This window comes from Rhizobium sp. LARHSG275 (assembly GCF_052871115.1).
Map to the genome: position 1 here is coordinate 240,235 of NZ_JBIXJN010000008.1, position 15,338 is coordinate 255,572.

Consider the following 15,338-nt stretch of genomic DNA (forward strand, 5'->3'; position numbering starts at 1 on the left):
TCTAGAGGTCCTGCGTCAGCTGCTTGAGGAAGGCGGCGATGGTTTCTTCGTTGCGCTTGTAAAAGATCCACTGGCCGACGCGTTTGGTGGTGACGAGGCCGGCGCGATGCAGCGTGCCGAGATGGGCCGAGACCGTCGACTGCGACAGGCCGCAGCGCTCGAACTGGCTGGCGCAGACGCCCATTTCAAAAGGATGCTCCTGCGAGGGGAAATGCTCCTCGGGATTTTTCAGCCAGTTCAGAATGTCCATCCGGGTGGGATGGGCGAGCGCCTTGATAATTTCGTCTTTATCCATCGTGGTTCGCCGAATTATAAATCGTTTCTGATCGATATATCGATCGTCTGACTTCGATATGCAAATCACGGAGGCGTGAGGCGATGGGTTTTATTGAATGAGCAAATTTTGGGCAAAAAAAGAGGGCCACTGGAAAACCAGGGCCCTTATAATTGTGAAGGTCAAAAAACCTCCAGAGGGGAACAGCTAATGCGGTGGTACTGGGAGAGAAACCACAAGGTGCATCAGCTAAGGTGGATATGGTGCTTCCTTGGGCAGGTTTCAATGCTTTTTTGTGCATGTCTGCTATGCGCCGCACAAATTTTTTGCGGTGCGGCATTTCGTTGAGGAAGAAAGGCAAAAAAAGAGGGCCACTGGAAAACCAGGGCCCTTATAAGTGTGAAGGTCAAAAACCTCCAGAGGGGAACAGCTAATGCGGTGGAACTGGGAGGAAAAGCCACCATGTGCATCAGCTATGTGCGATATGGTGGTTTAATGGGCAAACGGCAACCCTCATTTGTGCATGCCAGTCATGCGTGTTCTGCATAGTCGGCAATTCTTCAATAAAACCAAGCTTAAAAGTTCCAGTTTCTGGCCTTGCTGACGATGAAATCGCGGAAGGCCTTCAGCTTGGCGGCGTTCTTGATCTCGTCGGGATAGCAGAAATACGTGTCGAAGGAAGGGACGTCGGCGTTGATCGCCAGTTGAATCAGGCCTGGGTCGCGGCCGACGATGTAATCCGGCAGGCAGGCGACGCCGATGCCGAGCAGGGCAGCGCGTTTGATCGAGGTCTGGCTGTTGATCTGCAGATGCGGAATACGCTTGTTGTCGGACGAGCGACCGGCGACCTCAAGCCAGTTGACGTCGAGCAGGTAGCTTGGCGCCGGCTCGCCGAAGGTGATGATGCGGTGACTGTCGAGATCCTCGACCTTTTGCGGCTCGCCATGACGATTGATGTAGGACGGGGCCGCATAGACGTGCATGTGCACGGTGAAGAGTTTGCGCTGGATGAGGTCGGATTGCTGCGGCTGGCGCAGGCGGATGGCGCAGTCGGCATGACGCATGTTCACATCCACTTCCTCGTTGTCGAGGATCAGCTGGATCTGCACATCGGGATAAAGCTGCAGGAATTCCTGGATCTTGTCGGTCAGCCAGCCCTGGCCGAGGCCGACCGTCGTCGTGACGCGCAGCTTGCCGGATGGCGTCTCGGTCGTCTCGGTGAGCTGCATCTTCACGGTTTCGAGCTTCAGCAGCACGTCATGGGCGGTGCGGTAAAGCAACTCGCCCTGTTCCGTCAGAATCAGGCCGCGTGCATGGCGGTGAAACAGCTTGGTGCCGACATCCTGCTCCAGGGCGCTGACCTGGCGGCTGATGGCGGATTGGGACAGATGCAGTTTATCCGCCGCATGCGTGAACGAACCCGCCTCGGCAGCTGCGTGAAAAATACGCAGCTTGTCCCAATCCAATGGCATTCCCCCACCCCTCATGCCGATCTTACTCCGCGGCCACGGCGACGGGCATGTGGCCCGTCAAGTATCGCTCGGCTTCAAGTGCAGCCATGCACCCCAAGCCGGCGGCAGTGATCGCCTGGCGGAATGTGTCATCCGTCACGTCGCCCGCTGCATAGACCCCCTCCAGGCTGGTCGCGGTCGAATCCGGCGCAGTCCAGAGATAACCATTGTCCTTCAGCTTCAGCTTGTCCTTGAAGAGCTCGGTTGCCGGCGCATGGCCGATCGCGACGAAGACGCCATCGATCGCCACTTCGGTGATCGTGCCGGTTCTGACATCGCGCAGGCTCGCGCCGGATACGGATTGCGGCATCGGCGGCTTGGCCGGCGTGCCGGTAATCTCGGCCACTTCGGTATTCCACAGCACCTTGACATTGTCCTTGGAGAACAGGCGTTCCTGCAGAATCTTCTCGGCTCGGAAGAAGTCGCGGCGGTGCACTAATGTCACCGACTTGGCGATGTTGGAGAGATAGAGCGCCTCCTCGACGGCGCTGTTGCCGCCGCCAACCACGATCACATCCTTGTTGCGATAGAAGAAACCGTCGCAGGTGGCGCAGGCCGAAACGCCAAAGCCCTGGAAATGCTGCTCGCTCTCGATGCCGAGCCATTTGGCCTTGGCGCCGGTGGCAATGATCAGCGTATCGGCGGTCCAGACCTGGCCGCTGTCGGTGCGGGCGACGAAAGGACGCTGGTTCATGTCGACTTCGGTCACGAGATCGTTGACGATCTCGGCGCCGACATGTTTTGCCTGCTGCAGCATCTGTTCCATCAACCAGGGACCTTGGATCGGATCGGCAAAGCCCGGATAGTTTTCGACATCAGTGGTGATCATCAGCTGGCCGCCCTGTTCGAGACCGGCGATCAAAACCGGTTTCAGCATGGCGCGCGCGGCATAGACCGCGGCAGTATAGCCTGCGGGTCCGGAACCGATGATGAGCACCTTGGTATGGCGGGCGGGCATGTCATTTCCTTTCGACTGGCAGGAGGGCGGCGGCTAATGAGCGATTGCGGCCGTTTCGCGGTCCTGCGCCATTTATGAACGTCCAATGCTTTTATTCAAGGGCAGCCTTGCGTTACCAACAAGGCAAATCGCCCAGATGTGCAAGAATCCGTCATCGGCGTGAAACTTTCTTGCGTATTCCGCGGCTTTATATAGAAGCTCGCCGCGGAGAATTAAAGAAAGGCAATGATGTGGGTCGTGCGGAACTCGACGTCATCGATATAAAGATCCTCCGGGAGCTGCAGGCCGATGGCCGCATGACCAATGTGGAGCTCGCCGATCGCGTCGGCATCTCGGCGCCGCCGTGCCTGCGCCGGGTGCGCAAGCTCGAGGAAGCGGGCATCATCGAGGGCTATCACGCGATGCTGAATAGCCCGAAGCTCGGCTTCGACCTCGTCGCTTTTTGCATGGTTGGCCTCAAGCATCAGTCGGAAGGCAATCTCAAGGCGTTTGCCGCCGCCACCGCCGAATGGCCGCTGGTGCGCCAGGCCTGGATGGTCTCCGGCGACAGCGATTTCCTGCTGCATTGCGTGGCGGAGAACCTCACCCGCTTTCAGGATTTTGTCATCGAGGTGCTGACGGCGAACGAACATGTCGATACCGTGCGCACCATGCTGACGATCCGGCAGGTGAAGAAGCTGGGACTGGTGGAAGTCTAAAGCCAGCGGCAGATCAAACATCATCGACAACTACTTGCGCGAGATATAGCCGCCCCGGTTGATGCCGTGGCGCTGGAGTTTGTCGTAAAACGTCTTTCTCGGAATGCCGAGCGCCTCGATGGTGCGGCGGACGTCGCCGTCATTGGCCGACAGGGCGTCGCGAATGATCTCCGCCTCGTAGCGCTCCAGCCGTTCGGGAAGCGTCGCATCCGTCGGCTGCGGAGGGACCGCTGCCGTTCCACCGCCTTCCACGCCAAGCACGACGCGTTCGGCATAATGCGAGAGTTCGCGGACATTCCCCGGCCATGTGTGCGAGGCGAGATGCTGCCGCACATCCGGGGAAAGCGGCGGGATATCGCGACGGAAACGCTCGGCGGCGCGAGCGGCGAAGTGGGAAAACAGCAGCGGAATGTCGTCGCGGCGTTCTCTCAGCGGCGGAATGGAGATCGTCACGACGTTCAGCCTGTAATAGAGATCCTCGCGAAAATCGCCGCGCACCGAAGGATCCCCGAGGTCGATCTTGGCGGCCGCGACGACGCGAAGATCGACCGGGCGCACCTCATTGGTGCCAAGCGGCGTGATCTCGCGCATCTCCAGCACCCTCAGCATCTTGACCTGGGTGGCGGCCGGCATGCTTTCGATCTCGTCGAGGAACAGCGTGCCGCCGCTCGCATGTTCGATGCGGCCCGTGCGGCGCTTCTGGGCGCCGGTAAAGGCGCCGGCCTCGTGGCCGAACAGTTCGCTTTCGATGACGGTTTCGGGCAGGGCGCCACAATTCAGCGCCACGAAATTGCCCTTCCGGCGGTGGCTCCACTGATGCAGGATCTGGGCTACCACTTCCTTGCCGCTGCCCGTTTCGCCGGCGACAAGCACGTCCACATCGGTATCGGCGATGTGGCGAAGGATGTTTCTAAGATTTTCCATGACAGGCGTCTGGCCGATCAGCGGCAAATTCTCCTGCGCATCTTCGGCTGCTTTCCGCAGCATGCGGTTTTCCAGAACAAGCCGCCGCTTCTCGCTAGCGCGACGCACGCTCTGGACGAGCCGATCGGCTGCGAAGGGCTTGGCGATGAAATCATAGGCGCCATCCTGGATCGCCTGAACGGCCATGGGAATATCGCCGTGACCGGTCATCAGGATTACCGGCAGGTCGGCATCGACGCTCTGGAGCGTGGCGAAGAGTTGCAGTCCGTCGATCTCCGGCATGCGGATATCGGTGACGACGGGGCCGGCAAAGTCCGCCGGCAGATCCGCCAGCGCGGCTTTCGCGCTATCATAGGCGGAAACGGAAAACCCTGCGAGTTCGAGCGTCTGGGCGGTGGCGCGGCGCAGGTCCATGTCGTCGTCGATCAGCGCAACAGGGGTCGGCGTTTCCATGATCTCAAGCCTTCCTTAGCTGAACGATGAACCTGGTTCCGCTGTTGTCGCTTAAAACCTCCATCCGGCCGCCATAGTCGCCGACGATATCCTTGGAGATCACCAGGCCGAGGCCGAGACCGCTTTCCTTCGAGGTATTGAACGGCGTGAACAAGCCCTTCCGAATATCAGGCGGGATGCCGGGACCGTTGTCGGCGACCGTGACCGTTACCATCCCTGCATCGGTGTATGTTTTGACCTCGACGCGACCCTCTCCGGCCTTCGGCGCCACCGCCTCCAGGGCATTCTGAAGCAGATTGATCAGCACCTGCTCGAGACGGATCCGGTTTCCCATCACCTGCAGTTCGGCGGGCGGCAGGTCGATGTCGAGCGTATCCATGCGGCCGGCAAACCGGCTGCGCAACAGCATCACGGCGCCCTCGATGACGTCCTTCAATCCGGTTGGTTCGGCGCTGCCGCGGCCCTTGCGCGCAAAGGTCTTCAATTCATCGGTGATCGAACCTATGCGTTCCGTCAGCGCCGCAATATTTTCGAGATTTTCGCCGGCAGGCGCCGTCTGGCCGCGATCGAGGAAGGTGCGGGCGTTATCGGCATAGGCGCGGATGGTCGCGACCGGCTGGTTGATTTCATGGGCGACGCCGGCGGCCACCTGACCCAGGATGGCCAGCCGGTTGGCCTGCACCAGATCCTGTTGCACTGCCTGCAGCTTCTGTTCCGTGCTCTTGTGGCCGATGATTTCAGCCTGCAGCCGGTCCCGAGCCTGGCTGAGATCCAGCGTCCGCTCGACTACCCGCCGTTCCAGTTCCTCCCGCGCCTGCTGTTCGCTGGAGATCCGCAGCGCGATCGCATGGCGGCGGCGCAACAGGAAGGCTGCTCCGGCCAGCAGCGGCAGGAGTATCAGCAATGCCAGCATGCGGGCTTCGCGAATCCCCGCATCGACGGATGACCCCAGCGCCACCAGATGCTGCAAATGCCATCCGGTCGCCGGCACCGACGTTGCGACATCGAGAAACCTGGTTTTCCCGGCATCGCCCGGCATGACGATCTCGACGATATCGAGCCCGTCGCCGAGATTTCGGACCATGTCGAGCGGTAGAGGCTGAAGCGGCGCAGCGCCGAATTGAAGGCTTTCGCGGATCGCCGTCAGCCGGTCTTCGGCGATCCGGCCGATCGTCATGAACCGCCATGACGGGATGCTGGTGATGAGGACAATGCCGCGCTCATCAACGACGTAGGACGGGGTGCCCGAGGCGTTCCAATCCGCCTCGATGTCGTCGAATTCGACCTTGACCACAACGACGCCCAGCAGGCCATTGCTGCCCGAAATCCGCTGGGAGATATAGAGACCCGGCTTCTTGCTGACCGTGCCGAGCGCGAAGTGCTCGGCCTGTCCTCTTTCGGCCGCCCCCTGAAAATACTCGCGGAAACGATAGTCATTACCGACGAAGCTCGTCGGTTCGCGCCAGTTGCTGGCCGAAACCGCCATGCCGTCCTTGTCGATGACATAGATGACGGCGGCCTTCGTGCCCGCCGTCAGCATTTCCAGCTTCTGACTGAGCCGCTCGAATGTGCCGGCATCGTTTCCCGCCAGCGCCGCGGCGAGAGCCACGTCCTGCGACAGCACGAAGGGAAGCGCTCGGTATTTTTCGAGAACCGTGCGCAGCAAAGCCGCATTCAGCCTCGCATCCATGCGGGCCTGTTCCTCGAGGGCAGCCTCCGCCCGGTGCCGGCCGATCTCGCCGCTTACCCACAGGCTGGCCACGACGGCGACAAGGGCGAGCACAGCATAGGCCCACCATGTCCGGCGGATGCGGTGATGCAAGGGTAGAGAAGGCCACAATTTCGGCGACACGGACATGGCAGATTTGTGCATTTTTCTGCACGAAACGCAAACGGATTTGTGCGGATTTCCGCATTTCTTAATTAGCTATCCGTAGTTTGATAAATTTTTTTGTAATGAAATCAATTGTTTGCCTGGTGGCGTAAAACTGGCACGCCGATTGCGAAAGGAATGCCAACAACGGCTGAGCTGTTGGACTTGAAGCGAACGGCTCGGGAGGCCGGAGTTCGTTCCGGACGAGCCATTAGGAGGACATCATGATCGCAGCACCACTCGATGCAGTCGCAGGCAGCAAGGGCAAGAAGCCCTTTTATAGCCATCTTTACGTTCAGGTTCTCGCGGCTATCGCCGCGGGTATCCTGCTCGGCCATTTCTATCCCGAATTCGGTACCCAGCTGAAGCCGCTTGGTGATGCCTTCATCAAGCTCGTCAAGATGATCATCGCCCCGGTCATCTTCCTGACGGTCGCGACCGGCATTGCCGGCATGAGCGACCTGCAGAAGGTCGGCCGCGTCGCAGGCAAGGCGATGCTCTACTTCCTGACCTTCTCGACGGCGGCGCTTATCATCGGCATGATCGTCGCCAATGTCGTCCAGCCCGGGGCCGGCATGAACATCGATCCGGCCTCGCTGGACCCGGCGGCGGTCGCCAGCTACGCCGCAAAGGCGCATGAGCAGAGCGTCGTCGGTTTCCTGACCAACATCATCCCGACGACGATCGTCGGCGCCTTTGCCGATGGCGACATTCTGCAGGTGCTGTTCTTCTCGGTGCTCTTTGGTATCGCGCTCGCGATGGTCGGCGAAAAGAGCGAACCGGTCGTCAACTTCCTCAATGCCCTGACTGCGCCCGTGTTCAAGCTTGTCGCCATCCTGATGAAGGCTGCCCCGATCGGCGCCTTCGGCGCCATGGCATTCACCATCGGCAAGTACGGCGTCGGGTCGATCGCCAACCTCGCCATGCTGATCGGCACCTTCTACCTCACCTCGCTGCTCTTCGTCCTCGTCGTTCTCGGCGCTGTTGCCCGCTACAATGGCTTCTCGATCGTGGCGCTGCTGCGCTACATCAAGGAAGAACTGCTACTGGTCCTCGGCACGTCGTCTTCGGAGGCCGCCCTTCCGGGACTGATGAACAAGATGGAAAAGGCCGGCTGCAAGCGCTCGGTTGTCGGTCTCGTCATCCCCACAGGCTATTCCTTCAATCTTGACGGCACCAACATCTACATGACGCTGGCGGCGCTGTTCATCGCCCAGGCAACCGGCATCCATCTCTCCTGGGGTGACCAGATCCTGCTGCTCTTGGTGGCGATGCTGAGCTCCAAGGGTGCCGCAGGCATCACCGGCGCCGGCTTCATCACGCTTGCCGCGACGCTCTCCGTCGTGCCCTCCGTGCCGGTCGCCGGCATGGCGCTCATCCTCGGCATCGACCGCTTCATGTCGGAATGCCGGGCGCTGACCAACCTCGTCGGCAATGCGGTTGCGACGATCGTCGTGGCGCGTTGGGAAAACGAGCTGGATACGGCGCAGCTTGCTGCGGCGCTGGGTGGCCAGACCGGAGAGGATACTTCGGCTGCCGGGTTGCAGCCGGCCGAATAACCAGCCGGACTATCGGTGTCCCAACATCCTGCAAACGGCCCGTTATCCGACGGGCCGTTTCTCTTTTCTGCTTCAACTGCGATTGTCGCCGAGAAGGCTGTTGTAAACGGCGCCGATCGCGCTCGCTTCTTTCTCCAGCGCGAAATTCGCCCTGACATGCCGCAGCGCATTCTCGCCATGCGCGATCGCCAGAGCGGGATCGGCGATGTAAGGCGCGATTGCCCGCGTCAGCGCTTCGCCATCGCCGGCGGCGACGACCGAGCCTGTCTCGCCCGTGACGATGAGTTCGGCATAGGCGCCCGCATCCGATGCCACCACCGCGGTGCGCGAAGCCATGGCTTCGAGCGGCGTCAGGCCGAAGCCCTCGTTGCGGGAAGGGGCGACGTAAAGCGTCAGGCGGCGATACCAGACCTTGATGTCAGGCACTTCGCCGAGGAAGAAGATACGGTCGCTCAGCCCGGCGGCGGCGACATCCACCTTGAGACTGTCTGCGAATGCCGCATGCTCCGCGGTCACGCGGCCGGAGACGACGGCCGTCCATTCGGGGTGCTGCGGCAGCAGTTCGATCATCGCCCTGACGAAAAGATCAGTGCCTTTCTGGTGGCGCACACGGCCGAAGCAGCCGATGAGATGGCGGCCGGGCAGGCCGGTGGCGGCGATGCCGTCCTCTGCGGTTTCCGGCGGATGGAACAGAGCAAGGTCGACGCCGTGCTGGATGACCGTATGCGGCACCTCGAGGAACGAGCCGGAACGGTCGCTGGTCGCGATGACAGCATCCATGCGGCGGATCAGCCATTTCGTATAGGCGGTGTGGCGGCGTTGCGCCGCCGAGGTGAAGAGAAGCTTCAGCGGCATGCGCGTGAGATGGCGAAGCAGGATGCCGACGGCCATCTCGTTGTTGCGGCGAGCGTGCCAGATACGCCCGCGCCGGCGCGCAGGCGGGCGCCAGAGGCCGAAGAGCTGCCGTCCCTTAAGTTTCGGCAGGTCCTCCGGCAGGCCGGGGCCGAGTGTCGCGATCTTGATGCCGAGCCGAATCTGGCACGGGATGAGCTGGACGATGGTCGACGTGACGCCGGAGAGCCGGCGCTTGAAATTAGGCGCGATGATCTCGACGTCACGAATATCCGGCAAGGGAGGGATCTCGCGGCTGGCGGGCGATCAGCCCCAGGAAACCTGAAGGATTTCGTAGGCCTTGGAGCCACCCGGCGCGTTGACCTCGATGGAATCGCCGACTTCCTTGCCGATCAGCGCTCGGGCGATCGGCGAAGAGATGGAGATGCGGCCGGCCTTGACGTCGGCTTCCTGGTCGCCAACGATCTGGTAGGTCTTTTCTTCCTCGGTGTCCTCGTCGACGAGCTTCACCTTGGCGCCGAACTTGATCTTGTCGCCCGACATCTTGGTGAGGTCGATGACCTCGGCGCGCGCCGTCAGGTCTTCCAGCTCGCTGATGCGGCCTTCATTGTGGCTCTGGGCTTCCTTGGCGGCGTGGTATTCGGCGTTTTCGGAAAGGTCGCCATGGGCACGGGCTTCGGCGATCGCCTCGATGATTCGCGGGCGCTCCTCCTGCTGGCGCCAGCGCAGCTCTTCCTGCAGCTTGACGAAACCGCCCTGTGTCATCGGTACCTTTTCAACCATTTTTCTGTCCTTCAATCCTTGTATCCGCACAATCAGCGGCGAACACAAAAGAAAACAGGTCCCGAAGGGGAGCTTCGGAACCGTGCCACAATCTTAGTCGGACGCTTATAGCAGATCGCCAAGGCCGATTTCCAGAAAATTCGCATGAAAGAAACGCGGCCCGCCCCAACATCAGGTGATGCGCCTCAAAATTGTGCAGGAGGCGGATGGTCCGGCCCATCCTTGGCCGGTGGGCGGTCCGACCATGGCTCTATCGTGAAGCTTCCCTGCCGCGGCAGGTTCGGGGACAGATTTCCGCGATCGATCACCGACTGGTGGATGACCGCACCGTCAGGAATGAAACGGCGATCCTGGAGCGGCAGGTAGATCCCTTCCCTGTTGCCGCGCTTGCGCCAGGAGGTTTCGGGCACGCGGCGGGGAATATATTCGAGAAGCCGCCATCCGGCGGTCATCGAATGGTGCGGATTGGCTTGCGCGTTCGGGGGCACGTAGTTCTGGATCGGCCTGCTGTTGTTCCCGAGCACGACTGCCTTGACCGTCTGGTCGATATAGTCGAGGCCGGTCTGCTTGGTTTCACTGATCATCCATTCGAGCGGGATCTTGATGATGCCGCTTTCCTTTTCCGGGTAGCCGCCGCCGACGTCGCCGTGGACGCCGGCAAACCAGACTTCCTTGACGTTCTGCGGCACCGGCTCCTTCGGCCGGAATGGCCCGCCCCAATATTCCTGCCCCGGCGTCCAGGGCATCGGGTTGAACATCGTCCGCCGCTCGTCGATTGCCATGGCATGGCGCACCCATTCGACGCTAGGATTCTTCCTGGTGAAGGGCAGGGTCCTTAGCTGCGGCAGCCGTTTGCCCATCTCGATCACCGAGGCTACGGTATCGAAAAGCCCGAGCAGCTTGATCTTCGGCCGGTAGGTCTTCAGCGTCCTTTCATAGAGCCGCATGCTGGAAAAGGCCGATGGAGCATCGTCGTCGGTCGCGCCGGCGAAGCCGCCGGCCTTCGCTTCGTTGTCGGAGATGCCCTTGTAGGTCCTGTAGGCATAATCGATGAGATTGACATGGTGCCGGCTGACGATGCCCAGCGCATGGATGAAGCCGGCGAGAACCCGGGCGCCATAGGCGCCGCGGCTGAAGCCGAAGATATGGATTCGGTCGCTATCCTCACCGCTGCCGCGTGGCGCGTGCTCATAATTGTCGACGATGAAGCGGTAGGCTTCCTTGACGTTCTGGTCGAGACCCCACCCGGTCGCCAGGCCCCAGACTTCGATGCTCTTGCGATAGGCCCTGAACCAGGCATTGGCCGCGCCAAATGTGCCGACACCGGGATCGTAGTAGACGATTTGCGTCGACGAACGTTTCAGAACGCCGAAAAGCCTGAGGATATTGGTGCGGTCCGCCGCAATCTCATTCGACGTGCCATCGAAGAGGATGACGATATTCTTGCTCATGCTCGCCCCCTGTTTGCGGGAATGCTAACATGATCGCGAAAGATGTGCATCGGACGAAGCGCGAAGGCCGCGCCTTGTTTCTCATTCGAATTCGGGACAGGAGCAGGCGCGCGCGCTGCGCCCGCCTGTGGACCGATCTCAGGCGAAGTAGCTTTGCAGCGGCCGCACTTCCAGATTGCCGGCCTTCAGCGCCTTGATCGCTTGGGCGGCGGCCTCGGCGCCTGCCATCGTCGTGTAATAAGGCACCTTCTGCATCAGCGTCGCACGGCGCAACGACTTGGAGTCCGAGATCGCCTTGTTGCCATCGGTCGTGTTGATGACGAGCTGGACTTGGCGGTTGCGGATCGCGTCCTCGATGTGCGGACGGCCTTCCAGCACCTTGTTGATCTTGGTGGCGGTGATGCCGTTTTCGGCGAGGAAGCGGGCGGTGCCGCCGGTCGCCAGCACCTTGAATCCCTGTTCGACGAGGATGCGAATCGCCGGGAGAACGCGCGGCTTGTCGGCGTCGCGCACGGAGACGAAGACCGTGCCGTCACGCGGGAGCTCGACGCCGGCGCCAAGCTGCGACTTGGCGAAGGCCAGCGCAAAATCGGTGTCGAGGCCGATGACTTCGCCGGTCGAGCGCATTTCCGGGCCGAGCAGCGTGTCGACGCCGGGGAAGCGGGCGAAGGGGAAGACGGCTTCCTTGACGGCAATGTGCTTCAGCTTGCGCGGATCGGGCTTTTCACCATAGGCGGCGAAGGTGGCGTCGAGTTTCTCGCCGGCCATGACGCGGGCGGCGATCTTGGCGATCGGCGCGCCGATGGTCTTGGCGACGAAGGGCACGGTGCGCGAGGCGCGCGGATTGACTTCGAGAACGTAGACGGTGCCGTCCTTGATGGCGAACTGGACGTTCATCAGGCCGCCGACATTGAGCGCCTTGGCCATAGCCTTGGCTTGGCGTTCGAGTTCGTCGAGCAGTTCGACCGACAGCGAGCGCGGCGGCAGCGAGCAGGCGCTGTCGCCGGAATGGATGCCGGCTTCCTCGATGTGCTCCATGATGCCGGCGACATAGACGTCGGTGCCGTCTGAGAGGCAGTCGACATCGACTTCGATGGCGTTGCTGAGATAGCTGTCGAAGAGCAGCGGGTTCTTGCCGAGCAGGGTGTTGATCTGGCCGGTCTTGTCGTTGGGATAGCGCTGCTTGATATCCTCAGGTACCAGTTCAGGCACGGTATCGAGCAGGTAGCTCTGCAGCTGGCCTTCCGAATGCAGGATCTGCATGGCGCGGCCGCCGAGCACGTAAGAGGGACGCACGACCAGCGGGAAGCCGATTTCGGTGGCGACCATGCGGGCCTGCTCGACCGAATAGGCGATGCCGTTGTTCGGCTGGTTGAGGTCGAGCTTCATCAGCAGCTTCTGGAAGCGGTCGCGGTCCTCGGCAAGGTCGATCATGTCGGGCGCGGTACCGAGGATCGGGATGCCGTTCTTTTCCAGCGCCTCGGCAAGCTTCAGCGGCGTCTGGCCGCCGAACTGGACGATGACGCCGACGACCTCACCCTTTTCCTGTTCTGCCCGCAGGATCTCGATCACGTCTTCGGCCGTTAGCGGCTCGAAATAGAGGCGGTCCGACGTGTCGTAGTCGGTCGAGACGGTTTCCGGGTTGCAGTTGATCATGATCGCTTCATAACCCGCATCCTTCAACGCGAAGGCGGCATGGCAGCAGCAATAATCGAACTCGATGCCCTGACCGATGCGGTTCGGGCCGCCGCCGAGGATGACGACTTTCTTGCGGTCGGAAATCTCGGCCTCCGAGCGGGCGGCGCCGACGAAGGGCGTCTCGTAGGTCGAATACATGTAGGCCGTCGGCGAGGCGAATTCGGCCGCACAGGTGTCGATGCGCTTGAAGACGGGGCGGACGTTCAGGCCGTTGCGGAATTCGGCGACTTCCTTCGGGCGCTTGCCGGTCAGCGTCGCCAGGCGCGCGTCGGAAAAGCCCATGGCCTTCAGCATGCGCAGGTTGGCGGCATCCTGCGGCAGGCCCTGCTCGCGAATACGGGCCTCCATCTCGACGATCGCCTTCAGCTCGGCGATGAACCAGGGATCGATCTTGCAACCTTCGTGGACTTCGGCTTCGCTCATGCCCTGGCGCAGCGCCTGGGCGACCATGCGGAGCCGATCGGGCGTCGGTGTGCCGATCGCGGCGCGGATGGCGTTCTGGCTGGATTCGCCCTCTTCAAAGCCGGGGATCTCGATTTCGTCGAGGCCGGTCAGGCCGGTTTCCAAGCCACGCAGCGCCTTCTGAAGCGATTCGGCGAAGGTGCGGCCGATCGCCATGACTTCGCCGACCGACTTCATCGCGGTGGTCAGCACCGGCGAGGCGCCGGGGAATTTCTCGAAGGCGAAACGCGGGATCTTGGTGACGACATAGTCGATCGACGGTTCGAAGGAGGCGGGTGTGGCGCCGCCGGTAATGTCGTTTTCCAGTTCGTCGAGCGTATAGCCGATCGCGAGTTTGGCGGCGATCTTGGCGATCGGGAAGCCTGTGGCCTTGGAGGCGAGCGCCGACGAGCGCGAGACGCGCGGGTTCATTTCGATGACGACGAGGCGGCCGTCCTTCGGATTGACGGCGAACTGGACGTTCGAGCCGCCGGTCTCGACCCCGATCTCGCGCAGCACCGCGATCGAGGCGTTGCGCATGATCTGGTATTCCTTGTCGGTCAGCGTCAGCGCCGGGGCGACGGTGATCGAATCGCCGGTGTGGACGCCCATCGGGTCGATGTTTTCGATCGAGCAGATGATGATGCAGTTGTCCGCCTTGTCGCGGACGACCTCCATTTCATATTCCTTCCAGCCGAGCACCGATTCCTCGACCAGCACTTCGGTGGTCGGCGAGGCATCGAGACCACCGCCGACAATCTCGAAGAATTCCGAGCGATTGTAGGCGATGCCGCCGCCGGTGCCGCCGAGCGTGAAGGAGGGGCGGATGATGGCGGGCAGGCCGACATGGTCGATCGCCTGGGCAGCAATCGCCATGGCATGGCTCATGTAACGCTGCTTGCGGTCGCTTTCGCCGAGGTTCCACTGGTTTTCCAGCTCGTCCAGCGCCGTGTCGAGGGCGGGGCCGGAAAGGCTTTCACGCAGCTTGACGCGCTCGGCCTCGTGCGTCTTGCGGTCGAGGTCCTTGATGTCGGTGGCGTTCGCCAGCATCGAGCGTGGGGTTTCCAGCCCGATACGGGCCATCGCCTCGCGGAACAGCGCGCGGTCCTCGGCCATGTCGATGGCGGCGGGCTTGGCGCCGATCATCTCGACATTGTAGCGGTCGAGCACGCCCATGCGCTTCAGCGAAAGCGCGGTGTTCAGCGCCGTCTGGCCGCCCATGGTCGGCAGCAGCGCATCCGGGCGCTCCTTGGCGATGATCTTGGCGACGACTTCGGGGGTGATCGGCTCGACATAGGTGGCGTCGGCAAGACCCGGATCGGTCATGATCGTCGCCGGGTTGGAGTTGACGAGGATGACGCGGTAGCCTTCCTCCTTCAGCGCCTTGCAGGCCTGGGTGCCGGAATAGTCGAACTCGCAAGCCTGGCCGATGACGATCGGTCCCGCGCCGATGATGAGGATCGATTTGATATCTTGGCGCTTCGGCATGAGTGCTTCCGTTTTCTGGCTGCGCAGAAAGCCGGCCAGGGTGGGAGATCACCGGGTCGGGTCGCGCATGCTGGGTCTTTTCAGGCTAGAAGCGGCTTATAGGCAAATGTATTTGCAAACGGAACCCCATAAATCGCGGAATCGACAGGAATCCAACACAGCACGAAAGACTGTTCCCGTCAGGCACGACCACCTCCCGGATTTCGCCGCCGCCCTGCTTCCCCAAGGGGAAAGCGGGAGTCCCGTCAAGCGCTTGGCGCGTCGTCTTTATGTGAAGCAGCGGCTTTAGAGCATGATGCCGAAAAGTGTGAGCGGTTTTCGGACGACATCATGCTCAACTATATAATGTAGAACAGGATTCAGATTTTAGGCCGA

The 15,338-nt window shown here is 61.5% G+C and carries 11 protein-coding genes; 2 read left to right on the forward strand and 9 right to left on the reverse strand.

What is annotated here, in order from left to right; genetic code table 11:
• Position 1: 1 nt before the first annotated feature.
• From ACIPSK_RS13275 to trxB, 3 genes are all read right to left on the reverse strand, one after another.
• On the reverse strand, positions 2 to 295 hold the full coding sequence (locus ACIPSK_RS13275) for an ArsR/SmtB family transcription factor (RefSeq protein ID WP_011652911.1): 294 nt from the start codon (positions 293 to 295) through the stop codon (positions 2 to 4).
• Between the two features lie 554 nt (positions 296 to 849).
• Complete coding sequence (locus ACIPSK_RS13280) at positions 850 to 1,746, reverse strand: LysR family transcriptional regulator VtlR (protein WP_026154247.1); 897 nt, start codon at positions 1,744 to 1,746, stop codon at positions 850 to 852.
• Positions 1,747 to 1,768: 22 nt separating this feature from the next.
• The gene (gene trxB, locus ACIPSK_RS13285) at positions 1,769 to 2,743 is read right to left on the reverse strand and encodes a thioredoxin-disulfide reductase (RefSeq protein WP_162116553.1); all 975 of its coding nucleotides are present in this window, start codon (positions 2,741 to 2,743) and stop codon (positions 1,769 to 1,771) included.
• Between the two features lie 230 nt (positions 2,744 to 2,973).
• Here trxB and ACIPSK_RS13290 point away from each other — a divergent pair, with 230 nt between their 5' ends.
• Entirely contained in the window at positions 2,974 to 3,441 is a 468-nt protein-coding gene (locus ACIPSK_RS13290) for an Lrp/AsnC family transcriptional regulator (protein ID WP_003541645.1), read from the forward strand.
• A 30-nt stretch (positions 3,442 to 3,471) separates the two neighbouring features.
• On the opposite strand, the gene ACIPSK_RS13295 is transcribed toward ACIPSK_RS13290, so the two are convergent.
• Complete coding sequence (locus ACIPSK_RS13295; RefSeq protein ID WP_162116554.1) at positions 3,472 to 4,818, reverse strand: sigma-54-dependent transcriptional regulator; 1,347 nt, start codon at positions 4,816 to 4,818, stop codon at positions 3,472 to 3,474.
• A gap of 4 nt (positions 4,819 to 4,822) precedes the next feature.
• Entirely contained in the window at positions 4,823 to 6,691 is a 1,869-nt protein-coding gene (locus ACIPSK_RS13300) for a sensor histidine kinase (protein ID WP_162116555.1), read from the reverse strand.
• Positions 6,692 to 6,915: 224 nt separating this feature from the next.
• On the opposite strand from ACIPSK_RS13300, the gene ACIPSK_RS13305 reads away from it, so the two are divergent.
• Positions 6,916 to 8,250 (forward strand): dicarboxylate/amino acid:cation symporter, encoded by a 1,335-nt coding sequence (locus tag ACIPSK_RS13305; RefSeq protein ID WP_017965280.1) that lies wholly within the window; start codon positions 6,916 to 6,918, stop codon positions 8,248 to 8,250.
• 72 nt (positions 8,251 to 8,322) lie between these two features.
• On the opposite strand, the gene ACIPSK_RS13310 is transcribed toward ACIPSK_RS13305, so the two are convergent.
• The 4 genes from ACIPSK_RS13310 to carB form a co-directional block, all read right to left on the reverse strand.
• The gene (locus ACIPSK_RS13310; RefSeq protein ID WP_162116556.1) at positions 8,323 to 9,381 is read right to left on the reverse strand and encodes a glycosyltransferase family 4 protein; all 1,059 of its coding nucleotides are present in this window, start codon (positions 9,379 to 9,381) and stop codon (positions 8,323 to 8,325) included.
• Positions 9,382 to 9,408: 27 nt separating this feature from the next.
• Positions 9,409 to 9,885, reverse strand: coding sequence for a transcription elongation factor GreA (greA, locus tag ACIPSK_RS13315; protein WP_017965278.1), 477 nt, complete (start codon positions 9,883 to 9,885; stop codon positions 9,409 to 9,411).
• A 185-nt stretch (positions 9,886 to 10,070) separates the two neighbouring features.
• On the reverse strand, positions 10,071 to 11,336 hold the full coding sequence (locus ACIPSK_RS13320; RefSeq protein WP_162116557.1) for a T6SS phospholipase effector Tle1-like catalytic domain-containing protein: 1,266 nt from the start codon (positions 11,334 to 11,336) through the stop codon (positions 10,071 to 10,073).
• A 138-nt stretch (positions 11,337 to 11,474) separates the two neighbouring features.
• Positions 11,475 to 14,963: a carbamoyl-phosphate synthase large subunit gene (gene carB, locus ACIPSK_RS13325; RefSeq protein WP_162116558.1), complete on the reverse strand. Its 3,489-nt coding sequence runs from the start codon at positions 14,961 to 14,963 to the stop codon at positions 11,475 to 11,477.
• Positions 14,964 to 15,338: the final 375 nt, after the last annotated feature.